At 30.9% G+C, this 26308-nt stretch carries 22 protein-coding genes; 6 read left to right on the forward strand and 16 right to left on the reverse strand.

Translation table 11 applies throughout. The features are described from left to right. Positions 1-215: 215 nt before the first annotated feature. Positions 216-1364: a sensor histidine kinase gene (locus tag ACSHW5_RS13885; protein WP_435676777.1), complete on the reverse strand. Its 1149-nt coding sequence runs from the start codon at positions 1362-1364 to the stop codon at positions 216-218. A gap of 78 nt (positions 1365-1442) precedes the next feature. Here ACSHW5_RS13885 and ACSHW5_RS13890 point away from each other — a divergent pair, with 78 nt between their 5' ends. Together ACSHW5_RS13890 and ACSHW5_RS13895 are read left to right on the forward strand one after the other, a co-directional pair. Next, on the forward strand, positions 1443-2303 hold the full coding sequence (locus ACSHW5_RS13890) for a flavin reductase family protein (protein WP_435676745.1): 861 nt from the start codon (positions 1443-1445) through the stop codon (positions 2301-2303). A gap of 5 nt (positions 2304-2308) precedes the next feature. Then, on the forward strand, positions 2309-2674 hold the full coding sequence (locus tag ACSHW5_RS13895) for a DUF3127 domain-containing protein (protein WP_435676746.1): 366 nt from the start codon (positions 2309-2311) through the stop codon (positions 2672-2674). Between the two features lie 159 nt (positions 2675-2833). Here ACSHW5_RS13895 and ACSHW5_RS13900 read toward each other — a convergent pair whose 3' ends face one another. Both ACSHW5_RS13900 and recJ read right to left on the reverse strand, forming a co-directional pair. Further along, positions 2834-3079, reverse strand: a complete 246-nt coding sequence (locus ACSHW5_RS13900) for a DUF1456 family protein (RefSeq protein WP_435676747.1) — start codon at positions 3077-3079, stop codon at positions 2834-2836. A 121-nt stretch (positions 3080-3200) separates the two neighbouring features. Then, complete coding sequence (gene recJ / locus ACSHW5_RS13905) at positions 3201-4886, reverse strand: single-stranded-DNA-specific exonuclease RecJ (RefSeq protein WP_435676748.1); 1686 nt, start codon at positions 4884-4886, stop codon at positions 3201-3203. Positions 4887-5111: 225 nt separating this feature from the next. Here recJ and ACSHW5_RS13910 point away from each other — a divergent pair, with 225 nt between their 5' ends. Next, positions 5112-8237, forward strand: a complete 3126-nt coding sequence (locus tag ACSHW5_RS13910) for a SusC/RagA family TonB-linked outer membrane protein (RefSeq protein ID WP_435676749.1) — start codon at positions 5112-5114, stop codon at positions 8235-8237. A 12-nt stretch (positions 8238-8249) separates the two neighbouring features. Beyond that, positions 8250-9728, forward strand: a complete 1479-nt coding sequence (locus ACSHW5_RS13915) for a SusD/RagB family nutrient-binding outer membrane lipoprotein (RefSeq protein WP_435676750.1) — start codon at positions 8250-8252, stop codon at positions 9726-9728. A gap of 53 nt (positions 9729-9781) precedes the next feature. Here ACSHW5_RS13915 and ACSHW5_RS13920 read toward each other — a convergent pair whose 3' ends face one another. Genes ACSHW5_RS13920 through ACSHW5_RS13930 form a run of 3 tightly spaced genes read right to left on the reverse strand, consistent with a single transcriptional unit; the run spans position 9782 to position 12259 of the window. Then, the gene (locus ACSHW5_RS13920; RefSeq protein ID WP_435676751.1) at positions 9782-10804 is read right to left on the reverse strand and encodes an aminotransferase class I/II-fold pyridoxal phosphate-dependent enzyme; all 1023 of its coding nucleotides are present in this window, start codon (positions 10802-10804) and stop codon (positions 9782-9784) included. After that, entirely contained in the window at positions 10804-11814 is a 1011-nt protein-coding gene (locus ACSHW5_RS13925; RefSeq protein ID WP_435676752.1) for a dipeptide epimerase, read from the reverse strand. Before ACSHW5_RS13925 ends, ACSHW5_RS13920 begins: the two co-directional genes overlap by 1 nt. Positions 11815-11830: 16 nt before the next feature. After that, positions 11831-12259: an OsmC family protein gene (locus tag ACSHW5_RS13930; RefSeq protein ID WP_435676753.1), complete on the reverse strand. Its 429-nt coding sequence runs from the start codon at positions 12257-12259 to the stop codon at positions 11831-11833. Positions 12260-12396: 137 nt separating this feature from the next. Here ACSHW5_RS13930 and ACSHW5_RS13935 point away from each other — a divergent pair, with 137 nt between their 5' ends. Next, positions 12397-14520, forward strand: coding sequence for a T9SS type B sorting domain-containing protein (locus tag ACSHW5_RS13935; protein ID WP_435676754.1), 2124 nt, complete (start codon positions 12397-12399; stop codon positions 14518-14520). 98 nt (positions 14521-14618) lie between these two features. Beyond that, the gene (locus ACSHW5_RS13940) at positions 14619-15221 is read left to right on the forward strand and encodes a carboxymuconolactone decarboxylase family protein (RefSeq protein ID WP_435676755.1); all 603 of its coding nucleotides are present in this window, start codon (positions 14619-14621) and stop codon (positions 15219-15221) included. A gap of 259 nt (positions 15222-15480) precedes the next feature. Here ACSHW5_RS13940 and ACSHW5_RS13945 read toward each other — a convergent pair whose 3' ends face one another. The 10 genes from ACSHW5_RS13945 to ACSHW5_RS13990 form a co-directional block, all read right to left on the reverse strand. Continuing rightward, complete coding sequence (locus ACSHW5_RS13945) at positions 15481-15822, reverse strand: HopJ type III effector protein (RefSeq protein ID WP_435676756.1); 342 nt, start codon at positions 15820-15822, stop codon at positions 15481-15483. Between the two features lie 47 nt (positions 15823-15869). Continuing rightward, positions 15870-17063 carry an ATP-binding protein gene (locus tag ACSHW5_RS13950; RefSeq protein WP_435676757.1) on the reverse strand — a complete coding sequence of 398 codons (1194 nt, stop codon included), beginning with the start codon at positions 17061-17063 and terminating at the stop codon, positions 15870-15872. 299 nt (positions 17064-17362) lie between these two features. After that, positions 17363-17563, reverse strand: coding sequence for a hypothetical protein (locus ACSHW5_RS13955; RefSeq protein ID WP_435676758.1), 201 nt, complete (start codon positions 17561-17563; stop codon positions 17363-17365). A 1113-nt stretch (positions 17564-18676) separates the two neighbouring features. Then, the gene (gene rsmI / locus ACSHW5_RS13960; protein WP_435676759.1) at positions 18677-19348 is read right to left on the reverse strand and encodes a 16S rRNA (cytidine(1402)-2'-O)-methyltransferase; all 672 of its coding nucleotides are present in this window, start codon (positions 19346-19348) and stop codon (positions 18677-18679) included. Between the two features lie 74 nt (positions 19349-19422). Next, positions 19423-19782 (reverse strand): cupin domain-containing protein, encoded by a 360-nt coding sequence (locus ACSHW5_RS13965; protein WP_435676760.1) that lies wholly within the window; start codon positions 19780-19782, stop codon positions 19423-19425. Between the two features lie 1286 nt (positions 19783-21068). Further along, entirely contained in the window at positions 21069-21965 is an 897-nt protein-coding gene (locus ACSHW5_RS13970; protein ID WP_435676761.1) for a hypothetical protein, read from the reverse strand. A 65-nt stretch (positions 21966-22030) separates the two neighbouring features. Next, a complete protein-coding gene (locus ACSHW5_RS13975) occupies positions 22031-23512 on the reverse strand; it encodes a PLAT/LH2 domain-containing protein (protein ID WP_435676762.1) in 1482 nt (493 codons plus the stop codon). A 204-nt stretch (positions 23513-23716) separates the two neighbouring features. Next, the gene (locus ACSHW5_RS13980) at positions 23717-23944 is read right to left on the reverse strand and encodes a hypothetical protein (protein WP_435676763.1); all 228 of its coding nucleotides are present in this window, start codon (positions 23942-23944) and stop codon (positions 23717-23719) included. Positions 23945-24036: 92 nt separating this feature from the next. Beyond that, entirely contained in the window at positions 24037-25371 is a 1335-nt protein-coding gene (locus tag ACSHW5_RS13985) for an OmpA family protein (protein ID WP_435676764.1), read from the reverse strand. A 28-nt stretch (positions 25372-25399) separates the two neighbouring features. Beyond that, entirely contained in the window at positions 25400-26302 is a 903-nt protein-coding gene (locus ACSHW5_RS13990; RefSeq protein ID WP_435676765.1) for a T9SS type A sorting domain-containing protein, read from the reverse strand. Positions 26303-26308 lie beyond the last annotated feature (6 nt).

Below are 26308 nucleotides of genomic sequence, written 5' to 3' on the forward strand. Positions count from 1 at the left end.
TCATCAATAGATGTATTTCGCCCCGATACAATTTTGCTACCTGGTTATGTTTATCAATTTCTAATTTTAAAGATAGAAATTTTAAATATCTTTGACTACTACAAAGATATGAGCCCTGATTGAGCGGTCTGTTTGAGCTCTTTTTGTTTTGCTGAACTTTTTCAGCAGAACAAAAAAGCGAGTAGTGAAAGCAGGAGATAGCTTCTAATAAAAAACTAAACTTTATCTAACAAAATTTCAAAAGTTGTTCCTTTGCCAATTTCTGATTTATAAACAACTATTTTTCCTTTGTGGTAATCTTCTACAATACGTTTAGAAAGTGATAAACCCAATCCCCAACCTCGTTTTTTGGTGGTAAATCCTGGTTTAAAAATTTGTTTAAACATGCTTTTTTGCATTCCTTTTCCAGTATCAGAAATAGTAATTCTTATTTTTTTCTGTGTATTTTCTATGTTTAGTTTTAGGTTGCCTTTTCTTAACATGGCATCAATGGCATTTTTTATAAGGTTTTCTATAACCCAACCAAATAATTCTGCGTTTAAGTTGGTGTAAATTTCAGGATCAGAAGTGTTAAAGAAGAAAGAAATTTGTTTAGAACTTCTAGATTCTAAATAATCAAAAGCCGTTTTTGTTACGGTAACAATATTTTGTTTTTTTAAGGTGGGTACAGAACCAATTTTAGAAAATCTGTTGGCAATGGTATTTAATCTGTGCACATCTTTTTCTATTTCCTCTATATATTTGTCATCTACTTTTTCCATTTTTAAAATGGCAATCCAACCCAATAAAGAAGAAAGCGGTGTTCCTATTTGATGCGCTGTTTCTTTTGCCATTCCGGTCCAAAGTTTATTGGTTTCAGCCACTTTATTAGAGTTAAAGAACATGTAAATAACGCTTATAAAAAGCACCAAAATAAGAATTAACGCAACAGGATAATAGGTAAGTTTATTTAATAAATCTGAATTTCTATAATAAATATATTGTTTGTTGTGGCCTTCGTAACTAATTTCAATAGGCGAATTTTCAGATTTCATTATTGCCAATTGATTTTCTAAATAACTTGGCTTTAATGCTTTTATAGAGTCTAAATTTTGAATATTTATTATGTCTCCGGTTTCATCAACCAAAATCATAGGAATATTATTATTGTTTTCAATAATTTTTAAGGGTAAATCTACATTGGCGTTTATATCTCCGGTTCCCAATTCTTTTGTAGCGGTTGCCAAAATTTCCATTTTAATGCGTTCTTCTTGTTTAAATCTTTGAAAGAACATATAAGTATTCCATAAAATTAGAGATACAATTACAAAAGAAACTAAAATTGCAATTCTTCTAAATAAAAAGGTGTTGGTTATAAATTTCATCAAAACAAATATAATGGTTTCTTGTATATAACTCATTTGTTATTTTGATAGTATCTTTACAATGCTAAATATTTTAAGATGCTTACGTTAGATCCGAAAGAAATATCAACACAAAAATTACACGGTTATTTATTGGGTGCAATTGCGCCAAGACCAATTGCATTTGCAAGTACTATTGATGCAGATGGAAATCCGAATTTATCGCCTTTTAGCTTTTTTAATGTGTTTGGTGCTAATCCGCCAGTTTTAATTTTTTCTCCGGCAAGACGGGTTCGAGATAATACCATAAAACATACCTTAGAAAATGCGTTGGAAACCAAAGAAGTAGTTATAAATGTGGTTAATTATGCCATTGTACAGCAAATGTCTTTGAGTAGTACAGAATATGATAAAGGTGTAAATGAGTTTGTAAAAGCTGGCTTTACGATGTTAAAGTCTGATAAAGTAAAACCTTATAGAGTGGCAGAATCTCCTGTGCAAATAGAGTGCAAAGTAAAAGATGTTATTTTTACAGGTGATGAAGGTGGCGCTGGAAATTTAATAGTTTGTGAAGTTGTAAAAATGCATATTTCTGAGGATGTTTTAGATGAAAACGGCGCAATAGATCAACATAAAATAGATTTGGTGGCAAGAGCTGGCGGAAATTACTATTCTAGAGCAAGAGATGGTTTTTTTGAAATACCGAAACCTATAGCAACATTGGGAATTGGAGTAGATAGAATTCCGTTAGACATTAGAAATAGTACTATTTTAACAGGTAATAATTTAGGGATGTTAGGCAATGTTGAAGAACTTCCTAGCAAAGAAAATGTTGATAACTTTGGGAAAGAACATCCTAAATTTATTGGGTTAGAAACCACAAAAAAACATACATTTGCCCAAGAGTATTTAAAAAAGAATGATGTAGAAAGTGCTTGGAAAGTACTTTTATTAAAATAGAAATTATGGAAGTTATTGGTAAAGTTAAGTTAATTGGTGAGGTTCAAACATTTGGAGCTAACGGATTTCAAAAGAGAGAATTAGTAGTTACAACAGATGATCAATATCCGCAAATGATAATGATAGAATTTGTGCAAGATAAATGTGATTTGTTAAACAATTACAAAGTAGGACAAGATGTAAAAGTATCTATCAATTTACGTGGTAGAGAATGGATAAACCCACAAGGTGAAGCTAAATATTTTAATTCTGTACAAGGATGGAGAATAGAAAATTTATCGCAAGGTGTAAATAAAAATGTACCTCCTGTAAGTGAGTTTGAGCCAGCTTCTAAAATTTCTGATGAAGAACCAGACGATTTACCTTTTTAATATTAAGAGTTTAAGAATTAAGATTCAAGAATTAGGAATTAGGAATTAGGAATTAGGAATTAGGAATTAAGACAAAAAAAGAGAGAATTCAGTACTGAATTCTCTCTTTTTTTGTCTTGTATATGTTCTAAATTAGAAACGGTCTACCGTTTAAAAAAACTACTTCTTTTCTCCTTTTTTAGGCATTGGTCCTCGTAAATGAATAACTAAGCCATTTAAGAAATTACGTAAAATTTGATCTCCACATTCTACATATTTCGGATGTTCTTCATTTCTAAATAAAGCGCCCAATTCACCTTTACTTACTTTAAAGTCTACTAGTGCACAAATTTCTATAATATCTGTGTCGCGCAATTTATGTGCAACACGTAATTTTTTGAAAATATCATTATTTGTTAATCCCATATTGCAAAGGTAAGTTTTTAAATTAGTTTTTTTTATATAAGAATTACACTGTTTTGTCGAAAAAATGAGGTGCTATTTTATAAGGTTTGTTAGCACTGCGTAATTAGGAATTTGACAGGGGTTATTTTAAATCTTTTAATAACAATTGTATAGATGTATTCCCGTTCCATTCATTTTCATCTAGTGCATACACAATATCAAAATTGTTTTGTGCCAGTGCCATTTTATGTCCCAAATTAAAACCAATAGAATTGAATGTTTTTTTATTATCACCTTGAAAAACATTTAGTTTTAAATGTGTTTTATCTGCGCCAACTTGTCTGCCATACCCATTGTCTCTAACGCAAGTAGATATAAAAGTTGGTTTCATGTTCATGGGGCCAAAAGGAGCCATTTGCTGAATAATTCTAAAAAACTTAGGTGTAATTTCTGATAAATCAATCTCCGCATCCACAGAAATTTCTGGTGTTAATAGTTTTTTATCAATAGTTTTTTCGACAACTTCTTCAAACTTGTTTTTAAAATTTTCATAATTTTCTGGTAACAAGGTTAAACCCGCAGCATATTTATGTCCGCCAAATTGCTCTATAAATTCCTCGCATTCTAAGAGCGCATTGTAAACGTCAAACCCTTTTACAGAACGTGCAGAGGCGGCTAATTTATCGCCACTTTTTGTAAAAACAAGTGTTGGTCTGTAGTATTTTTCTATCAACCTAGAAGCAACAATACCAATAACGCCTTTGTGCCAATCTTCTTGAAAAACAACGGAAGTAAAACGTTTTTCTTCTTCATTGTCTATAATTTGAATAATGGCTTGTTCGGTAATTTTTTTATCCAGGTCTTTTCTATCGGCATTAAAAATTTCTATTGCTGCTGCAAATTCAAGGGCAGCATCAAAATGCATTTCTGTTAACAATTCTACAGCATAATTACCATGTTTCATTCTACCTGCGGCGTTTATTCTTGGTGCAATAATAAAAACAACATCGGTAATTGTAAGTGTTGTTTTTTTAGTTTGATGAATAATGGCTTTAATTCCGTTTCTAGGACTTTTATTAATTACTTGCAAACCAAAGTAGGTAAGGATTCTATTCTCGCCATTCATAGGTACAATGTCTGCTGCAATTGCCGTAGCAACCAAATCTAAATAGGGAACAAAATGTTCTATTGTTTGATTTCTAGAGACTCCCAATGCCTGAATTAATTTAAAACCAACGCCACAACCACAAAGTTCATCAAAAGGGTACTGGCAATCTTCTCTTTTTGCATTTAAAACAGCCACTGCTTTCGGAATTTCTTTACCGGGTTTATGATGATCACAAATAATAAAATCGATATTTTTTTCACTGGCATACGCCACCTTTTCAATTGCTTTTATTCCACAATCTAGGGCAATAATTAAAGAGAAGTTATTGTCTTCGGCAAAATCAATTCCCATATAAGATACACCATAACCTTCTGCATATCTATCAGGAATATACGTTGCAATATTTGGGTGAATTGTTTTTAAATAAGAAGATACTAAGGAAACAGCAGTGGTGCCATCTACATCATAATCGCCAAAAATTAAAATATTTTCATTGTTGGTAATTGCTGTTTCAATTCTGGCAACTGCCACATCCATGTCTTTCATTAAAAAGGGATTGTGAATGTCTTTTAAACTTGGACGAAAATATTTTTTTGCTTCTTCAAAAGTTTCAATATTACGCTGACAAAGTATTTTTGCAATGGTGGTATCAACCTGTAAATCCTTGGCTAAAGTTTCTATCTTTTCTTTTTCTGGTAGTGGTTTTAATGTCCATCTCATAACGGCATATTTTTAATTCTTCTAACCGCAATAATATAATTATTTTATGGTTACTTGGGCATTTTATTTTGAATGTAGCTTCTTTCTTTAATTGGTTGGTATTGTGGTTGTTTTAATACAATGCTAAATATTTATTTTAATTATATTGATTGTTTTTTAAAATTCGTTGTGAATAATTGAAAAAATTATCTAAATTTATGAAAATTTTTAACTAAAAACCATTTTATGAAAAAAAAGATTACTTTGTTAATTGCGGTTTTTTTACTTTTTACTTTAAATCTCTTAGCACAAGAGGTTACAGTGAAAGGTAAAGTAACTGACAAAACAGGCGCATTACCAGGTGTCAGCGTTGTTGTTAAGGGAACAGCAAAAGGTACCAGTACAGATTTTAATGGAATGTATTCTATTAAAACAAATAATGGAGATGTTTTAGTATTTTCTTCGTTAGGATTTAAAACAAAACAACTAGTTGTAAAATCTACCAAACACAACGTAGTTTTAGAAGAAGACACCAATGTGTTGGGTGAAGTTGTTGTAACATCTTTTGGGATAAAAAAGGAAGAGAGATCTTTAGGGTATTCTGTACAACAAGTTAAAACAGAAGATTTAGAATTAAATGGACAAACTAGTGCTTTTTCTGCATTACAAGGACGTGTTGCTGGTGTTCAAATTAATCAATCGTCAGGTGCATCTGGTGGTGGATTGGACATTTTAATTAGAGGGGTAACTTCTGTAAATCCAGACAGAAATAATCAACCTTTAATAATTGTAGACGGATTGGCAATTAATAATGACACCTATTCTGGTAATGTATTACCAAGTACAAATACTTCATCTCCTAGTAGTGCTGAACAATTTTCATTTTCTAATAGAGGGGCAGATATTAACCCAGATGATATAGAAAGTTATAGTGTACTTAAAGGTGCGGCAGCTACCGCTTTATATGGGGTAAGAGCATCTAACGGAGCAATTATTATAACCACAAAAAAGGGGAAGGCTGGAAAAGCTAAAATAGATGTTTCTGCGTCTACAACCTTTAGAAGTATTACAAAAACACCAGAACTTCAAGAGACGTATAGAGAAGGTTATAGTGGTTTGCCACGTAGTTTATATACGCCAGATACAGAAACAGGGTTTACAAGATTAGGAGGAACAGTATTTTATTCTTGGGGACCAAAATACACAGATGATTCTGCTGTAGTAGGTGGTGAAACAATAGATTTATCTAATGATAAATTTTACAGTCCTTATGATTTATTTAGAACAGGTGTAAACAAACAAGTTAACTTTAGTATTAGCGGTGCAAATGAAAAAATTGATTATTTCTTTTCAATGGGTAATAATTCTGAAGAAGGTGTTTTACCAAATACAGATTATAAAAGAACCAATTTTAGATTAAAAGGAAGTTACCAAGTATCAGAAAGTGTTAATATTAGTTCTTCTGTTGCGTATACTAAATCTGGAGGAAAAAGAGGAAACGGAGGCGATAAATCTGTATTTAGTGCATTGTCTTATTTTTCAGGAACATTTCCTATAAATGATTACCAAAATGCAGATGGTTCTGAAAGAGATTATTCTTTTGGTATCATTGATAATCCTAGGTATGTATTAGAAAAAAGCCCTTTAACTGATGATGTAAATCGTTGGATTGGTAGCGTTACCTTTAATTGGAAACCAAAAGAATGGATTAATGTAATGTATGCGGCGCAAATAGATAATTATTCTGATAATAGAAATAGATTTGTTGGACCAGATTTAGATAGAGGGGCAAAAACCGGTGGTTATATTGTAAATCAAGATATTAATTTTGTGGGTTTAGAGTCTAACTTTTTAGTTACCTTAAATAAAGATTGGACAGATGATTTTAGCACCACTTTAACGGTAGGAAATCAATTTTCCGATTCAAAAAGAGATGTGTCTACAGTAAGAGGAGAAACATTAAATGTGCCAGGAATAAATGATTTGGCAAATACAATTAACACTTTTGCAGATAAAGATGTAACACAATTAAGAAATGTAGGTGTTTTTGGAGAATTTCAAGCAGCCTATAAAAACCAATTGTTTTTAACCGTAACCGGTAGAAATGATTGGGTTTCTACGTTGCCACAAGATAATAGATCTTTCTTTTATCCATCTGTAAGTTTAGCATATAATATTAAAGATTTAATAGATAAAGAAGGAGAAGTTTTATCCTTTGGTAAACTAAGAGCATCTTGGGCAGAAGTTGGTAAAGGACCTTTATTTGGACAAGTAGGACATTATTTTGTGGCCGATGGAGATTTCCCTTTTGGAGGAGCAGGTGGTTACAGAGCTAGTACAAGATTGGGTGATACTAATATGATTCCGGAAAGTAATAAATCTTATGAGTTAGGTGCAGATTTTCGTTTCTTTAACAATAGATTAGGTGTCGATTATTCTTATTATAAAACTAGAATCGATAATCAAATTTTTACCGTAGGTACTGCATACTCTTCTGGCTTAGGAGGTATTGTAAGAAATGCAGGAGATTTTGAAACAGAAGGTCATGAGTTTTCTCTTTCTGCGGATATTTTTAAAGGTGAAGATTTTAAATGGAATGCCGTTTTAAATTGGTCTACAAATGAAGGCCATGTGTTGTCTTTACCAGATGATATAGAAAGTTTAATATTTGCTGATGCAGGTTTTGCTGGGATTACTTCAGAAATTAGAGATGGAGATTTAATGGGAACCTTGTATGGGTACAAATGGCGTTATGAAAATGGCGAAAGATACATTGGTAGCGATGGTTTACCAAAGGTAAATTTAGACGAAAGAGTGAAAGTAGGAAACGCTTTTCCAGACTTTATAACATCACTTTCAAATAGCTTTTCTTATAAAGGATTTAATCTAAACTTTTTATTAGAATGGAAAAAAGGTGGAGATTTATATGACTCTGGTAGAAGAAACTCAATAAGAAACGGAATTTTAAAAGTGACAGAATACAGAGATGTAGAAACGATTTTAGAAGGAGTTATGGATGATGGTAATGGTGGTTTTACAACCAACACAATCCTTGGTACAATAGATCAGAATTACTACAGAAGTTCTACAAGTTACAATAGAGCGGCAGAAGTTTTAGTACAAGATGCTTCTTGGGTAAAACTAAGAACTATAGGAATTACTTATAATTTTGATGGAGCTATTTTAAAAAAATTAAATATGCGTAATTTGTCTATAACTGCAAATGCTAATAACCTTTTATTATGGACACCTTATGAAGGGTATGATCCAGAAGGAAGCCAGTATAGTGCAGGTACTAATGTTTACGGATTTACAGGTTTAAGTACTCCTATTAGCGAAAGTTATTCTTTAGGAGTTAAATTAGGATTTTAAAAAATAATAATTATGAAAAAACACATTATAAAAACAATATTTGTTTTACTATTAATTACAAGTATAACATCTTGTAACGATTCTTATTTTGATGTAAATACGCCATCTGGTACTGCAGATGTTAGTCAATTAAGAATGAACGATTTATTAGCACCCGTTATTCACAGTACCTTAGAGGGGCAACATTCTGCCGAGCAAGCACTTGGTAATTATACACAGTATTTTGTGGGTCAAGGAGGCACAGCTGCAGGAGAAACAACCGCAAGTGGTCTTTGGTCTCAGGTGTATTTGTATGTATTGCCAAATATTCTAATAATTAAGGAAAAAGCAGCAGAAAAAGGAGCAATACATTTTTCAGCAATTGCAGATATTTTAACAGCAATTAATTTAGGAATAGCTACAGATACTTGGGATAATATTCCGTATTCTGAAGCAACGCAAGGGCAAGATAATTTGTTTCCAAAGTTTGATTCTCAAGAACAAATTTATACCACAATTTTCACCTTATTAAACCAAGCAATTGTAGCCTTAAATAGTGCTGATAATTCTGGAATATCAATTGGTAGTGAAGATTTAATTTACAATGGTGATATTGAAAAATGGAAAAAAGCAGCATATACTTTAAAGGCACGTTATCAATTACACCTTGTAAATAAAGGAACGGTAACTGCAAATGAAGTTTTAACAACAATTGCAAATGGTTTTACTTCTACTAGTGATGATTTTAAAATGAGTTATAATGATAAGAACATCAATCCTTGGTATTCTGTAGAGGTTTTATCTAGAGAAACAGGAAACTTTCATAATGATATTGCTAGCCAGTTGGTAAGCTCTATGAATGGAGATTATTATCCTTTTCAAGGAACTTTAACTATAGATCCTAGATTACCAGTTTTTGCGGAAAATGACAATGCTGCAACTTGGAAAGGTTATGTGAGTGGTGGTGGAGGTCTTTCTCCAGACGGAGTAACAGATGGAAATGTAGGTTTTAAATCAAATGGGTATTACACTACTATAGATTCTCCTTTATTATTAATTAGTTATGCAGAGGCGATGTTTATTAAAGCGGAAGCAGCATTTTTGGCAAATGGAGGAAATGAAACAAGTGTAGGTTCTAACAGTACAGCGTATGCTGCGTATTTAAACGGAATTAATGCAAGTATGAGTATGTATGATGTAGATGGTGCAGATTATGTTGCAGACGGTGCAATTGCTGTAGGACAGGCAGGTTTAATGTTAAACCATATTATGAAAGAAAAATACATTCACAATTTTTTAAATCCAGAAACCTATGTAGATTTTAGAAGGTATAATTTTTCTAACAATGTGTTTAAAGGATTAACAATAAGAGAAGAAATAGACGCTAATGGAGATTATGCAGGAGAATGGTTTACAAGAGCAACCTATCCATCTTCTGAATTAAACAGAAACAAAGCCAATGTAGAAGCAAACCAAAAAACACCTGTTACAAAGGTTTGGTGGGCACAATAAAAAGTAAGATTTTAATTAGATTAAAAAAGCTTTAACAGAAATGTTAAAGCTTTTTATTTTAAACACTGTTCTAATGTGCTCAGTTGTTCTTTTGTGTGATTGGCGTTTAAAACAATTCTGTTAAATTTTTTAGTACTTGTTGGGTAATAAAAGGACGTGATAATTATATTTTTTGATAATAAATAGTCTTCAATTTTTTCTTTTTGATGAAAAAAAACAGGATAAGAGCTGTCTATTCTTATTTCAGTATTCAAATTTAAGGCATCATACAGTATATTAATATTTTTTCGAAGCTTTTTTAATTGACTTTTATATATTGCTTGAGCCTCTAAAAAAGTCTCTAAATAAGCAGGACTCATACCTGCACTTCCCACAAAAAGAGGATCGTTTTTTATTGATGCAATAAAGTTTTTAGAACCAGCAATTATTCCTCCATTGATGCCGTAAGATTTACCCAATGAAGAAGTAACTATAATTTGTACATTTTCTTTTGTAGAGATTTCAGTAGAAATTCCACAGCCATTTTTACCTAAAACCCCCAAACTATGCGATTCATCTATCAGTAAATAGATGGTATTAGAAGGGTCTATTTTGTCTAAAAATTGATATGAAAAAGGTTGGGTTTCTAAAGCGGCAATACCATCTGCTAAAATGCAAATTGTTTTATTTTTTAAGGTATTTAATTCAGAATTAAAAATTGAATTCTCAAAAACAGGTTTGGCATTTTCTGTTAAAATTGCAGGATGCGTTTTTGGCATAAAATAAAAGTCATCTACTAGTTTTGTAAGAGATCTTAAAGAAAATAACCCTGCTAAAGTGCCAGAAGAAACAGTTACACAATCTTCTTTTTGCAAGAAATTTGCAATAAAAGATTCTGCTTTCTTGTAAATATTTAATTGAACGTTTGCATTTCTAGAACTTCCGTAAGAAGTACCCCATTTTAGAATGTTTTTGATAACAATTTCTTGAAATTCTGGCAAAGCAGCAACACCTAAATAAGATGTGCCGCTAAAGTATAAATAATTTGTTCCGTTAAAAGAAAGCGTTGTACTTGGTATTTTTTCTAATTCCATCATTATAACAAGCTTGCTCCAATGCCATTTTTATCAGCATAAGAAATTACACCATTATGAATAGTAATTCCTGTAGCAATATCTTTTTTAAGCAACAAACCGCCATCCATATCTACATAATCTAAAAGAGGTAATAAATGTGCAATGGCAGAAATACCAACAGTAGATTCTGTCATACAACCCACCATGGTTTTCATTCCTAAAGATTTTGCTTTTTCTAACATTCTTTTACCAGGAGTTACACCGCCACATTTTGTAAGTTTTACGTTTACACCATGAAATAAACCAGCACATTTTTCTACATCGCTTTCCACAATGCAGCTTTCATCAGCAATTATTGGTAAAGCAGAATTTTCATATAATTTTTTAGCGCCAATAATATCATTGGCTTTTAAAGGTTGTTCTAAAAACTCAACCCCTAATTCTTTAAGTTTAAAAGAATTTGCTATCGCTTCATCTGCAGTCCAGCCGCAATTTGCATCAATTCTAAAAATAGCATCTGTGTATTTTCTTAATTCAGTTACAATGGCAATATCATTTTTTGTACCTAATTTTATCTTATAAATTGGCCAAGGAAGTTCTTGCATTTTTGCAACCATTTTTTCAATAGAATCAATACCAATAGTATAATCTGTTTTTGGATTTTTATCAATGTGTAAACTCCATAAATCATAGAGTTTTTTACCTTTTTTTTGGGCGTACAAATCTGTAAAAGCCATGTCTAAAGCACATAATGCAAACATGTTTTCTGTAAATATAGGTTGTAGTTTTTTCCAAAAATTGGTAGGTTCTTCTTCGGATAAAGATTCTATAAAAGTGGTATTTTTTAGAATAATTTCCTTTGTATTCTCAACAGTAATATTGTAGTACGGATTTGATGTTGCTTCACCCAAACCAGAAAATTCACCATCAATTAATTCTACAATTAAACTCGGTTGAAAATCGTGCGATTCTCTAGAAATTGTAAAAGTGTGCTTTAATTCTAGGTTGAATGCGTGTAATTTTATTTTCATGGTTTGGCTAGAATTTTTATTTTTCGTGAAAAATGATGGCTGTTGTTAAATCTGCAAATTGGCGAAACATTTCCATAACACCACAATATTTTTCTACCGATAAATTAACGGCTTTTTTAATTTTATCTTCTTTTAAATTAGTTCCTGTAAAATGATAATCTACTTGTACTTTATTATAAAATTTAGGATGTTCATCGGTTAATTCTGCCGTAACTTCAATTTTAAAATCATCTACTTCTGCACGCATTTTCTTCAGTAAAGAAATTACATCTAAACCAGAACATCCTGCCAAAGAAGAAAGCATTAAGGCTTTTGGCCCAAAACCTGTGGTGTTTTTATTTTCTTCATCAGCTACAGAAAACATCGTTAATTTATGTCCGCTAGGGTTGTTTGTTTCAAATTGCCCTTTTTCTGTCCAAACTGTTGTTACTATATTTTTAACCATAATTTATATTGTTTTTGAGGTTGAAGTATTAAATTGTGCTGTTTTACAAAAATAAGAACATCGGTTTTAAGTTAATGGTTAAAATGAATAAATATTTAATACTTCGGCATATAATTTTCCTTCAAGTTTTTTTGTTGATGAGTTTGCAATTGTTTTCACAAGCTAACAATTCGCCAATATTAACAGCAAGCGGCAAGCAAGCTTTTTGCCCAGGGAATTCAATACCAATTGTCACAGATTTTACAATTACTGATACTGATGATACTGGAATAGACTCTTTTTTTATTCAAATTTCTTCTGGATATCAAGTTAATTTTGATCTTTTAGAATTAACGTCAAAAGCAAGTCATCCAACCATAAATTCAAGTTTTAATACAACTGAAGGTAAATTAACATTTACTCCAAAAGTAGTAGGTGATGAAATTTTATATACAGATTTAGAAAACGCCGTTAAAGATGTGGTTTTTACAACTACAGCAACAACAATTACTGAAGAAAAATTTTTCTCATTAACTATTGGTGATGCAAATTATTTACCATCAACAGGGCATTTTTATGAATATGTGGCAGATTTAGGAATTACGTGGTCTAACGCAAAAATTGAAGCAGAAAAGAGAACTTATTTTGGATTAAAAGGATATTTGGCAACCTTGTTATCTGCAGATGAAGCTGCGTTGACAGGAGAACAAGCATCGGGCGCTGGTTGGATTGGTGGTTCTGATGAGGAAACAGAAGGCGTTTGGAAATGGGTTACTGGTCCAGAAGCGGGTACCGTTTTTTGGAATGGAAAATCAAATGGAAGTACACCCAATTATGCAAATTGGAATAATAATGAACCCAATGATTCTGGTGGAAATGAAGATTATGCACATATTACAGATCCTACAATAGGTATTCTTGGCGCCTGGAATGATTTGCCAAACCCAGGAGATCCGCCAGGCCCTTATCACCCAAAAGGTTATGTGGTAGAATATGGCGGTACAACTGGTGATCCTGTTTTAAATATTTTTGCAAGTACTAGTATTTATTTGCCTAAAATAAAATCTATAACAGAGGCAGCGGTATGTGAGTCTGGGGTAGCTACCATAGAGGCAATACCTAGTGAGGGAACGGTTTTGTGGTACAATGCAGTTTCAGGGGGAAACTTATTACATACGGGAAATAGTTTTACAACTCCAGTAATTGCCACAAATACAACTTATTATGCAACGGTTTCTGTGGGTGGTTGTGATTCTTTAGAAAGAACGGCCGTTACCGTTATAGTAAATAAAAGACCTACAATTACTACCAAAACAGACGATTTAATTTGTAACGGTTTTGGAGAGATAAGTGCAACAGCGTCTGATGGAGATATTATTTGGTTCGATTCTTTAACAAGTACAACACCATTATTCAAAGGAAATAATTTTACAACACCAATTATCACTTCTGATACGTCCTATTTTGCAGAAGCCAAATTTAATAATTGTACAGCTACCACAAGAGTTGAGGTTACCGTTTTTGTGGATGCTACAATTCCGGATTTTGAGCTAGCGCAAAACAATTATGTTTTGTGTAAAGATAAAGTTACTGTTGCTTTAGAAACCAAAAATTCATTAGGGAATTATACTTATTTATGGAAAAAAGAAAATGAAATTCTTACCGAAAATAAAGAAATTTTAGTTGTTGATGCTGCTGGAAATTATTCGGTAAGTGCAATTACTTTAGCGGGTTGCCAGTCTATAGAAAAAAATATTTTGGTTACAGCATCAGAAATTGCGACCATCACTAAGGACGATGTTTTAATTGTAGATGATTCTGAGAATAATTCTATAGAAATAAAATCGACTAACTTAGGAATTGGCACGTATGTATTTTCTTTAGATGATGAGTTTGGGCGGTATAAATCTACTCCTTTTTTCGATGGAATTTCTGAAGGAAATCATACTTTGTATATTAAGGAAATTAATGGTTGTGGCACAATAAACTATAATTTTTCAATCTTAAACTATCCTCGTTTTTTTACACCTAATGAAGACGGAACAAATGATTATTGGCATATTAAAGGATACGATAAGGAGTCTTATACATTTTCAAATATTTATATTTACAATAGATTTGGTGTGTTATTATACACAATTAAAGCGGATAGTTTAGGTTGGGATGGCAGATATCAAGGAAAAATACAGCCTTCTAATTCGTACTGGTTTCAAACTATATTAACCGATAAAAATGGTTTGACGGTAGAAAAAAAGGGAAGTTTTAGTTTGATAAGAAAATGATTTTATAAAAAAGTAAAGAAATTTAAAAAACATAAACTACTATTGGTTATTCTCTGTGAATGAGGTAATTGTTGTAGTCTGTAATAAAAATAGAAAATATGGCATTAGTAACACCTTTAAGTGCAGAACACGATTTAGAAACAAAAGAATTAGCGTTATTTTTTAATGAAACATTAGGGTTTTGTCCTAATTCAGTTTTAACAATGCAACGCAGACCAGCAATTTCTAAGGCTTTTATCAATTTGAACAAAGCGGTTATGGCCAATGAAGGCAGGGTAACATCTGCATTAAAAAGAATGATTGCTTGGGTTTCTAGTAACGCTACTGGTTGTAGATATTGTCAGGCACATGCTATTAGAGCAGCAGAACGTTACGGAGCAGAACAAGAACAGTTAGATAATATTTGGGAGTACAAAACGCACAAAGCTTTTTCTGATGCGGAAAGAGCGGCTTTAGATTTCTCTTTGGCGGCTTCTATGGTGCCAAATGCGGTAAACGCAGAAATAAAGGCTGAATTGTATAAGTATTGGGATGAAGGTGAAATTGTAGAAATGTTAGGTGTTATTTCTCTCTTCGGATACTTAAACAGATGGAATGATTCTATGGGAACTTCTTTAGAAGAAGATGCTATTGAAAGTGGAAATCAGTTTTTAGGAAAACATGGTTTTGAAGTTGGCAAACATGATGGTTCTAAGTATTAGACAATACAATTGCAATTTATGAAAGCCTGATCTATTTGATGAGGCTTTTTCATTTTTTATAATTCTGATAAAAATTCCATTATTAGTAAAAAAATTAAAAGTGAGATTTCTCAATCGCAAAAAAAACTCATTTCGAAATGACAACCTGAATGTTATTCTGAACGAAGAATAAATAGAAATATTTCTTTGGTCTAGATGAGATTTCTCAATCGAAAAAAAACTCATTTCGAAATGACAAACAGATTCTAAAACAAGTTTATTATTTCAATTCTAAAGCTTCATCTTCAAAAGACAAACCATCGAAACCAGACTTCATAAAGTTTCTAATATTTTGATGAGAAGAACCGTTTTTATCCTCCAAAACACTTTTATAATGTTCACCAAAACAAAATAAAGTTTCTTCTTTTGTTAATTTTTGAAGTATTGCAAAAGCAAATAATTTACAAGAACCAGAATTTTCTCCTGCTTTGTTTTTGATATCTCCATTTGTAAAAGTAGTTGGAGTAAAATTGTAGTTACCCTCAATTACTTGCATGGTTTCTGCAAATTTAATTGATGTTGGGTTTGCTTTTAATTTGGTTTTGAATTGATTTAGCGTCATTTAATATATTTAATTACAATTGAAAAGCTTCATTTAAAGCAACAAACTTAATACATAAATCCAAATAAATATAAAGGAATTATATTTAAACCACCAACTTCCATATCATCTCTAACCACAAAACCATTTTCAATTCCTTTAATTTGTTTTGTTGGTTTATTTTTACCGCCAATTTCAAAAGTATATTTTTTGTTGATGATAAAATCTCCTTTTTCTGCTAAATGAATTTCGTGAATATGTTTCATTTGGTTTGCAAAAAAAGTTTCTCTTAACGTGCCAATTTCTGCTTGTTTTGGTGCTAAAGCATAAATTAAATTGGTGTTATTCAAATACAGTTTTTCTGGTTTTGTTAATGCACCAACTCCTTTTGTTGTTTTATAAAGTTCTAGCACTAAATCTGCTCTGTTTAGTAATTTTATGGCATTTATTAAAAACACACGAGACATTCCTAAACGTTCACTCAATTTAGAAATATTTGGTGTAAACGGAACACTTTGTGCAATGGCGATTAATAATTTCTTAATTTTTCTACTATCATCATAAGAAATATTTTCAATAGCACTTAAATCAGATTCTAAAATTAATTGAATGGTTTGTGTTAATTTGAATAAGTAACTTTCTTTGTTTTCTAAAAAATAAGGATAGTTTCCATACTTTAAATAACTTTTAAATTCTTTTATTGGCGTTTTTAAAGTAGTATTTATTTCTCTTGCAATTGTTACATGATTTTTTAAAATTTCTTCTAGTGAAAATGTTGGTAAAATTATTTTTTTATCAAAATATAAAAATTCTCTAAAAGACAATTCTTTTAAGAAGTAAGAAACAGCTCTTCTACTTAAATCTGATTCTCCTTTGTAAATTTCTAACATAGAAGAAGATGTAAAAACAGTTTTTAACTTCGGAAATTGGTCATAAATCAGCTTTATTTCTCTGGACCAATTTGGGTATTTATGTACTTCATCTAAAAATAAATGTGTGCCTCCTTGCAAAACAAATTCTTCTGCTAAATCCACTAAATTATTTTCTAGAAAAAAGATGTTATCTAAAGAAGTGTATAAAGCAACGTCTTTTTCTGATAAATTGAATTTTACTTGTTGTAATAAAATTGTCGTTTTTCCTGAACCTCTTGCGCCTTTTATGGCAATTAATCTGTTAGACCAGTCTATTTTTTCTGATAAATATCTCTTATAAGAAGATGTATTACTTAATAAAAACTCCTGAAGTTTAAATAATCTTTGCATAATTGTTTATTGTCATAAACAAAAATACAAAAAAATGTTAAGTTTTTAGAACAAAAATTTTAAAAAATGTTTATTTAAGAAAACAATTATATGAAATATTGTTTATAATAAAAAACAATATTTTAATTTGAATTGTTATTGAATTGCAAATAATTTATAAAAAGCAGAATTTTTGTCTACTTTATTTGATAAAAAGTTTTTTTCATTTTTTATCAAATAATAATATTGAAAAGAAATAATTCTCATCTACGCTCAAACCAACATTGTTACATTTTAAAAATGAAAAATTAGTTCATTAATCACTTTTTCCCTTCAACCACAACTACAACAATTTCACCTTTTGGTGGTATTGATGTATAAATCGCTAAAACTTCTGAGGTAGTAATTTTACTAATTTTGATAAATTCTCCTAATACCAATGAAAAAAAACGGATGTCAGTCTGAGCTTGTCGAAGACCTTTTTTTTCATCTAAATGTGTGCCTAATTTATGCTTCGACAAGCTAAGTATGACGTTGTTACATTTTTAAATGGATCAATTATTACATTAATCTATTATTTTTTCCCTTCCACAATTACCACAATTTCTCCTTTTGGAGGTTTTGCTGAATAATGAGCTAACAAATCTATGGTAGTATTTCCAATGGTTATTCGAAAATTTTATACATTCTCCTAATACAAATGAAAAAAAACGGATGTCAGTCTGAGCTTGTCGAAGACCTTTTTTTGAATCTAAATGTGTGCCTAATTTATGATTCGACAAGCTAAGTATGACATTGTTACATTTTTAAATTGATCAATTATTACATTATAACCTATTATTTCTTCCCTTCCACAATTACCACAATTACCACAATTTCTCCTTTTGGAGGTTTTGCTGAATAATGAGCTAATAAATCTATGGTAGTATTTCCAATGGTTATTCGAAAATCTTATACATTCTCCTAATACCAATGAAAAAAAACAGATGTCAGTCTGAGCTTGTCGAAGACCTTTTTTTGAATCTAAATGTGTGCCTAATTTATGCTTCGACAAGCTCAGCAAGACATTGTTACATTTTTAAATTGATCAATTATTACATTATAACCTATTATTTCTTCCCTTCCACAATTACCACAATTTCTCTTTTTGGAGGTTTTGCTGAATAATGAGCTAACAAATCTATGGTAGTATTTCCAATGGTTTATTCGAAAATTGTATACATCCTTCTAATACCAATGAAAAAAAACGGATGTCAGTCTGAGCTTGTCGAAGACCTTTTTTTCCATCTAAATGTGTGCCTAATTTATGCTTCGACAAGCTCAGCATGACATTGTTACATTTTTAAATTGATCAATTATTACATTAATCTATTATTTTTTCCCTTCCACAATCACCACAATTTCTCCTTTTGGAGGTTTTGCTGAATAATGAGCTAACAAATCTATGGTAGTATTTCCAATGGTTATTCGAAAATTTTATACACTCTCCTAATACCAATGAAAAAAAAACGGATGTCAGTCTGAGCTTGTCGAAGACCTTTTTTTCATCTAAATGTGTGCCTAATTTATGCTTCGACAAGCTAAGTATGACATTGTTACATTTTTAAATTGATCAATTATAACATTATAACCTATTATTTCTTCCCTTCCACAATCACCACAATTTCTCCTTTTGGAGGTTTTGCTGAATAATGAGCTAAGACTTCAGTGGCTGTTCCTCTAATGGTTTCTTCAAACATTTTTGTGAGTTCTCTAGAAACAGAAACTTGTCTGTCTGCTCCAAAATATTCTACAAAATGCCCTAATGTTTTTACTAATTTATGAGGAGATTCATAAAAAATCATCGTTCTTTTTTCTTCTGCTAATAATAAAAAACGAGTTTGTCTTCCTTTTTTTACGGGTAAAAAACCTTCAAAAACAAACTTATCATTTGGCAAACCAGAGTTTACCAAGGCTGGTACAAAAGCAGTTGCGCCAGGTAAACAATCTACCTCAATATTACTTTCTACACAGGCTCTGGTTAATAAAAAACCAGGATCTGAAATGGCAGGAGTTCCGGCATCTGAAATTAACGCACAGGTTTCTCCGTTTTGTATTCTTTGCACAATTCCTTTTACAGATTTATGCTCATTATGCATGTGATGACTGTGCATTTGTGTAGCAATCTCAAAATGTTTTAAGAGTTTTCCGCTTGTCCGTGTGTCTTCTGCTAAAATAAAATCGACTTCTTTTAGAATTCTAATGGCTCTAAAAGTCATGTCTTCTAAATTGCCTATTGGTGTGGGTACTAAATATAATTTACTCATTTTATTTCAGTTGTCAGTTAGCAGTTATCAATTATCAATTATTAGTGTGCTGTAATGTTGATAATTGTTCATTGTTAAATTGATTCATAGGTTTCTACTGTAATATCAGCAATAATATCTCCTGTATGTTTAATAGAAAGTGGCTCAAATAATAAAACATGAACTTCTTCTTTTGCAATTGGCTTATGTTCTACTCCTTTTGGTACAACATAAAATTCACCTTCGGTTAAAGTAATTGTTTTATTGCGTAATTCAATATTTAGACTGCCTTTTATCACCATAAAAAGTTCATCTTCATTATCATGTTTATGAAAAACAAACTCACCTTTTAGTTTTGCTAATAAGATCTGTTGGCCATTTAGTTCACCTATTTTTTTAGGAGACCAATGATCTGAAAATAAATTTAATTTCTCTTGAAGATTAATTACGCTCATAAGCACAAACTTACAAAAGAATTGTGTAAAATTCTTTTGTAAGTTTGGTAAATGAATTGATAAAAATAGTATTCTTTTTTAATAAATACGAGTGCCTTTTTTTGCCATTATTTTATTTCTTCTAATTCCGTTATCGAATACTTTTTATGATTAAAAATATCTACATCTTCACAAATTATTTCAGTATTTGCACCTGATTTGTCAATGATCATCCAAAATTTAAACTTTGTTTCACTATCAAACCCTTCAATTACCTTACATTTAATTCTCCTGCAGGTACTTTAATCTTTTCTATTTTTACAATTCTATATGTACCTAATTCTTTTTGTGGTAAAAAGTCGTTAGACCTACTTAACAATCCTCCTTTATAACTTTCTGAGTATTGCGTAGTATCTTTATTAGAAACACTTAAATTAGCTAGACTAATACTTTTTCTTTCTATATCTAAGTTTATTTTAGATAATAAAGTGCTTACTTTAAAACTAATTGTACGGGTGTTAATGTATGTTCTTTATACTTTAAATAAGTAACATTTTCTAGTCCTTTTAATAAAGCATTAAAATTTGTCTAAGGAGAAGTATTGCCTTGTCGGTTAGGAAAATCAGCAATATTAAAAGTTCAATATCTGTTGATGAAGTTTCTTTTTTAGCAACCAATTTTACGTGCTCTTTTTCGAATATAAATTTGTTTTCAGAAAGCTCTTTTATCATACTTTTTCCTTTCAATAATTTTGACTACCCCATAAACAAAACAGATTATTCTTTCGCTTTATAAATCCAAGTACTTTTATAGTTTGAAGTTGCGCTACCTCCAAAAGAAATTTGGGTGAGTGTAAAAGTATCTGGAAGTTCTATTTTTAACAATTGCATTTTATCAAACTCATTTTCTGTTTTTCATTCTCCCATTAAGTTTGATGTTGCATTTTCTTTGGCTATTTTATCAAATCGAGTTTTAAGTAAGTTACTTTTACCCCTTTTTTTTCAAGTACCAGTTCTTTATCTGTAAAGCTTAAAATTTTATTGACACCATTAAAGTCTTTTTCTATATCAGATTTTAACTCAATTTCATTCTGACCTTTTAGCAAACTCCATTCCCATCATCAACATTTTTCCACCTTTAACAAACTCTTTAACCCCCTATGGTTTTTGCTTTTTATTAGGTGTTTCAACTTTTGTGATCAACCAACTTCCAATAATTTTAGATTTTTGAGCGTTTATAGAAAAGCAACAAACCAATGATAATAATTACAATTATTTTCTTTTTTATAAGATTCTCGTTTTTAAAATTTATTTTTTCTGTTGCATTCTTATTACTTTTTGCATCATTTCGTAGGTCTGTTGCAACTCTTCTTCACTCATTTGTTGTATGTCTTCATTATCCTTATCCGTCAAAGCCATTTTTTTCCATTCAGTAAAAGACATTTTACTAAGTTTCTCCATTTTGGCATCCATATTCTCTACCTCATCTTCATATTCTTCATTATCCATAAAACCTTCTTCTTTAATAATAGGGAAATCTGGCAGCTTAAAATTACTATCTGCAACATTTGCGTTTAATTGTATACTTACGGCTTCTTTAACCGTTTTAACTCCCATTATAGTCATTTCTAACTTTAATACAATGCCTTTATACATTAGTTGTTTAGCTCCGTGTACATCCCAAAGTTCACAATCATAGCCTAAAAAATTTTGGTTGCCAATTAGCTTACCACCAACTTCTTCTAACATTTTTTTTCCTGTTTTATGTACGGCTCCATTTGCAAACTTTTTATTTAGTTCCATTGCCATATCACGTCGTAAAAAAATTTGTTTTCTGTTAAAATCTACCTGGTAACTTTCTCCGTTATTTAATTTAGACATTGTATGTGTGGTAGAGATGTCTGTATTTTTTTTACCAAAAATAGTTGTATTTGTTGTTCTTGTAGATTTTTCTTCTACAAGTTCTATATTTCCCCAATCTTTAAAATACAAATTTTCAGTTCCGCTCCCTAGAATTTCACTTCCCAAAACACTACCAGTTATACTTAACTTGTACTTAACGGCACCTGTTTTTACTTCGTATCGTTTTAATTTTGGTTCTTGTTGTTCTGTTTTAATTGATAAATTATTAGCAGATTTAGTACTGTTTCTATTGCAAGCTATGGTTACGGTTAATATTGCGATTAAAATGCTTAAATTTTTCATAGTATCTATATTTTTGTTTATTAAACTCGCTTAAACATTTTATTTAAGCGAGTTTTAACTTAAAATTACTCTTCAGTTAGCAATATTCTTGACATATTGTTTATGAATTTTTTATTAACCCTAGCTGCATACGTTTTTCCATTGGTATTGTTCTTAACCTCTACCCATTCACAAACCCATGCATCTTTTTTTTCTGTATGATAAAGTTCTATGTATTTTAATTCTCCCAAGTCTTCGTGTTTATCTATATGATGTTCATCTGTATGCCCTCTTTCTCTATCGTCTTTAACGGTATCTAAATTTTCCCACATACCAACACGTCTTATTCCTAATCTATCTACCCCTGTTAAACGAGCTAAAACTTTTGCATCTGTATCATCGTATTTAGAGTTTCCAGTTTTTATTTTAATAACATAATTAACTAGTTTTTTTGCTCCTAATGGACTGTATCCATATTTGTTTTCCATTTGTTTTCCGTATTCATAGGCTTTTTGATGAAGAAAAGATCTTCTATTATAAGAACTAGCTAATTCCCAAATTCCTGTTAAGCCTCGATTATTAGGAAAATCGATAAGTGTAATATCTTCATCTGTAACCGATTTTCTCCAATTTAAATAGGATTGACGGTTTGAAATACTATCACCTCCAATTAAATTATCTCCTCCAACAGTTTCTATTTCAATTTCAGAACTAGATTCGTATTTATTTTTTGTAGTAGCACTAGAAATACTTGCAGATGCACTAACAAATGAAAGATAGCTGGCTTTAACGGCTAAATTCATTTCATCTTTTGAAGCCCACTCATACGTATCAATGGCAGAAGTATAACTAAATCGTCCTCCTAAAATAACGCCATCGGTAAAATAGAGTCCATATTTTTCAAAAAGTTTAATTGGATCCCAATTGTTAATGGCATTTGCAACATCTGTGTAAAGGTATTGTCGTATTCGAGTAGGTGTATCTAAGGTAAGTTGCCATTTTTGTATTATTGATAACTTTCTAAACCACTCGTGGTAGTAACTTTTAGAAACAGATCTGTAAGTATCTAAATTTACTGAACCTTGAAATCCACAATAAGAGCCAGACAATCCTGCTTTTTTTGTTATTTCTTTACACATACTATCTAAAGTTTTACCGCTAAAAGTTTCAGAAAGTGCTTTAGATTTTTTCATAAACTTTACAAAAGGCCAATGTGCATAAGTAATACCGCCTTGTGGTGTTGTGCCCCATTGTTTTATTTTGTTAGGATCAATTAAACGTTCTAAAATTGCGCTTTCATCTGCGTACGAACCAAAAATGTTGTAACCACATCCTAAGAAATGTAGTCCGGGTAGTAAATCAGTATTCTCTGGTTGTGGCTGAGAATTCTCTACCTCATTTAAGAAACTTATTTGTTTTTTAGTTAAACGTCCAAGATTTTGCGTCAATTTTGGAGCAACTTTTGTTTTTAATGACGCTGATTTACTTTTTAATTTTAGTTGTTTTGGTCTCATTTTTGAGACTTTATACATCTTATTTACCGGTTTGTGTTTTATAGTAAGTGCCATAATAATAAAGGTTTTAAATTAATAATTATTTTAGTTTTCTGGTAACAACTTCATCTTTCTAGAAGCTGTATATATGTTTTCATCTGATACTTCTGGTACTACTTGTTTCCTTTTTTTATGTATTCTTATTCATCTAAAAATTTAGAATTTCCCCACAATTTGAACTTTAGTAGTACGTTAATTTTTATAAGCTTTGTAAGTATGTTAATCTCCTTCTCCTTTTGGAAAAAAATAAATAATTTCAAGTGCGCCTTCCCATTTATCATTAATTTGATACACTCCTTTTACAAAAACTGCAGCAGAATTTATTTCGGTTGCGTACGCAACACCACCTCCTGCTAAAATTTTAGATTCTTGTGCTTTTAATTGATTTGTTGATAACGCAACTATTGAAATAATTGCAATTGCGAATACTAATCTTAACTTTTTCATGATTGTTTAATTTATTATTAAGAGTTTTACTTGTTACGGTTTACGTTTAAAAACCTATCAGACTTTTATACCTATTAGGCTTAAAAATCAACTCAAAACTTAACAAATTCAACTCTACGGTTATTTGCTTTTCCTTCTGGAGAACTATTATTATCTATAGGTTTAGATTCTCCAAAGCCATTAGATTTTAATCGGTTTGCAGCAATTCCCATAGCAACTAATTTGTGCATCACAGCTTCTCCTCTTTCTATAGATAATGTCATGTTAGCTGCTTCTCCTCCATCACTATCTGTATGCCCTTCTACACTAAAATTGATTGATGGATTTTTGGTCATTAACTCAAAAATTTCATTAATTGGACCCATACTTTCTGCTTTTAAAGTTGCCTTATTTACATCGAACTTAATTCCGTTTACAATAATTTTCCCTTCAGAAAGTACACGGTCGTAGTATTTTACCCCACCTTTTGCTATACGGAAATTTTTTATCAACCTTAAGTCTTTGTCATGATTACTCATTGTTTCGATAGATACTCCAAGTGGATTTTCAGGATAGTGTGGTATGTTCAATAAGCGAACTTCATCCATATATATTTTTAGTTTTCCTTTGGTAAACGCTACCGAAATATGTCTCCAAATACCATCATCTCCTTTATTAAAAACATTTTCACCGTTATATTTATAGTTTGTTCCATTGCTATATTCATAAATATCATCTTCGTCAATTTTAAAACGATAATTATCTTTATTACTACTACTCGCTAATATCTTGCTTTGGTTTTTTTGGTCGTAAAGATGTATAATGTACGATGTTGAAGGTTCATCTGATTTAAAGTAACAGTCAAATTCTACGGTAAAAACTTCTGGTAAATAATCTTCGTTAGAGTTTTTTAGGTAGGGAACAATAACGCTCATTCTTTGAGGGATTACAATCGCTGGTTCTCCGTCAACAGTTACAATTTCAGCATTTCCTTTGGCAGCATCCCAACGGCTTGGAAATTCTCCATTTTCTTCATTGGTACTTGGACCATCTTCAAAAATAACTTCATCACCAGGCACAAAATCAAACTTACTCCATTCTACAGTAGTTTTGTTTGATTTTGCATTGGCTTCATCAGAATTTATAGATTCTGAATTATTTCCACCTTTTTCATTTTTCTTGCTATTTCCCTCTTTACTATCTTTATTTTTTTCTTTTTTCTTTCCGTCTAAAACGTCTTCAGCTTTATCAAATTCTTTGTCAATTTTTTTATTCATACGACGTTCTGCACGTTTTTCTGCTTCCTGCTCAATTTTCTTTTTCGCTTTTTCTTTTAACTTTTTAAAAAATTGTGCATTACTATCTTGTGGTATTGCTATTAGCATACACAAGGTTAACAGTGTTTTTAAAATTATTTGAGTGCTCTTTTTTCTTTTTGCTGTTTTCATTTTGTATCGTTTTAATCTCCTAAGAGAATTATTGAATAATGATTTTTTTAAAGCTACTGTTTCTAGTATTTGTAATTTTTAAAAGGCATAACCCTTTTGAAATACTAGAAACAGGTATTGCGTTATTTCCAACAGTTAATTTTCCTTTTCTTAAAATTTTCCCGTTTAAATCTATTAGAACAAAATTTGCTTCTTCTTCTATAGATAGTTTAATGTACTCTGATGTTGGATTTGATATTATTTTAAGTCCGTTAAATTCATAGTTTGCTACCGATAAAGTGGTACATTCTGCTTCATCTGCAACAAAATGTGAAGTATCATCTATATTTGTCCAGTTTGTTGCACTCCAAGCAACATTATCTACATAAATACAGCTAAGATTTGGGTTGTTTATGGTATTAAAAGTTCCGTTAGAAATTTTGGTGTTGTTACCATTTCTAAGATCTAAATTGGTTAAAAGATTACTTCTAACAAGCAGTCTTGATACATCTGGGTTATTAGAAACATCTAATTCCGATAATTGATTAATACTTAAGTATAAATAGAAAAGATCTGGGTTGTTAGAAACATCTAAACTTTGTAATTGATTATTATTTGCACTTATTACCGTTAGTTTAGAATTATTAGTTACATCTAAGGATGACAAACCATTTCCATCTACAAATAAATTTAAAAGCTCTTGGTTTGCGCTTATATCTAAAGTAGCTATTTGGTTATTTTCTATACTAAGAAAGTTTAAATATGGTGCATTGTATAAATAATCTAAAGAAGTTAAATTATTATCTCCACAATACAGTTGTGTTAAATTAACATTTCCATTAATATCTAAACTTGTAAGCACATTATTATTGCAGCGTAATACGCCCAATTCTTCATTACTGATAGTTGATAAACTTGTTAAAGCATTGTATGAACAATCAAAATAAGACAATGCATC

Source organism: Polaribacter sp. (assembly GCF_051251875.1).
GTDB lineage: Bacteria > Bacteroidota > Bacteroidia > Flavobacteriales > Flavobacteriaceae > Polaribacter.

Coding starts and splice junctions, on each gene's coding strand:
- ACSHW5_RS13885 (WP_435676777.1), bottom strand. CDS start 1,364: ATGAAATTTATAACCAACACCTTTTTATTTAGAAGAATTGCAATTTTA.
- ACSHW5_RS13890 (WP_435676745.1), top strand. CDS start 1,443: ATGCTTACGTTAGATCCGAAAGAAATATCAACACAAAAATTACACGGT.
- ACSHW5_RS13895 (WP_435676746.1), top strand. CDS start 2,309: ATGGAAGTTATTGGTAAAGTTAAGTTAATTGGTGAGGTTCAAACATTT.
- ACSHW5_RS13900 (WP_435676747.1), bottom strand. CDS start 3,079: ATGGGATTAACAAATAATGATATTTTCAAAAAATTACGTGTTGCACAT.
- recJ (WP_435676748.1), bottom strand. CDS start 4,886: ATGAGATGGACATTAAAACCACTACCAGAAAAAGAAAAGATAGAAACT.
- ACSHW5_RS13910 (WP_435676749.1), top strand. CDS start 5,112: ATGAAAAAAAAGATTACTTTGTTAATTGCGGTTTTTTTACTTTTTACT.
- ACSHW5_RS13915 (WP_435676750.1), top strand. CDS start 8,250: ATGAAAAAACACATTATAAAAACAATATTTGTTTTACTATTAATTACA.
- ACSHW5_RS13920 (WP_435676751.1), bottom strand. CDS start 10,804: ATGATGGAATTAGAAAAAATACCAAGTACAACGCTTTCTTTTAACGGA.
- ACSHW5_RS13925 (WP_435676752.1), bottom strand. CDS start 11,814: ATGAAAATAAAATTACACGCATTCAACCTAGAATTAAAGCACACTTTT.
- ACSHW5_RS13930 (WP_435676753.1), bottom strand. CDS start 12,259: ATGGTTAAAAATATAGTAACAACAGTTTGGACAGAAAAAGGGCAATTT.
- ACSHW5_RS13935 (WP_435676754.1), top strand. CDS start 12,397: ATGAGTTTGCAATTGTTTTCACAAGCTAACAATTCGCCAATATTAACA.
- ACSHW5_RS13940 (WP_435676755.1), top strand. CDS start 14,619: ATGGCATTAGTAACACCTTTAAGTGCAGAACACGATTTAGAAACAAAA.
- ACSHW5_RS13945 (WP_435676756.1), bottom strand. CDS start 15,822: ATGACGCTAAATCAATTCAAAACCAAATTAAAAGCAAACCCAACATCA.
- ACSHW5_RS13950 (WP_435676757.1), bottom strand. CDS start 17,063: ATGCAAAGATTATTTAAACTTCAGGAGTTTTTATTAAGTAATACATCT.
- rsmI (WP_435676759.1), bottom strand. CDS start 19,348: ATGAGTAAATTATATTTAGTACCCACACCAATAGGCAATTTAGAAGAC.
- ACSHW5_RS13965 (WP_435676760.1), bottom strand. CDS start 19,782: ATGAGCGTAATTAATCTTCAAGAGAAATTAAATTTATTTTCAGATCAT.
- ACSHW5_RS13970 (WP_435676761.1), bottom strand. CDS start 21,965: ATGAAAAATTTAAGCATTTTAATCGCAATATTAACCGTAACCATAGCT.
- ACSHW5_RS13975 (WP_435676762.1), bottom strand. CDS start 23,512: ATGGCACTTACTATAAAACACAAACCGGTAAATAAGATGTATAAAGTC.
- ACSHW5_RS13980 (WP_435676763.1), bottom strand. CDS start 23,944: ATGAAAAAGTTAAGATTAGTATTCGCAATTGCAATTATTTCAATAGTT.
- ACSHW5_RS13985 (WP_435676764.1), bottom strand. CDS start 25,371: ATGAAAACAGCAAAAAGAAAAAAGAGCACTCAAATAATTTTAAAAACA.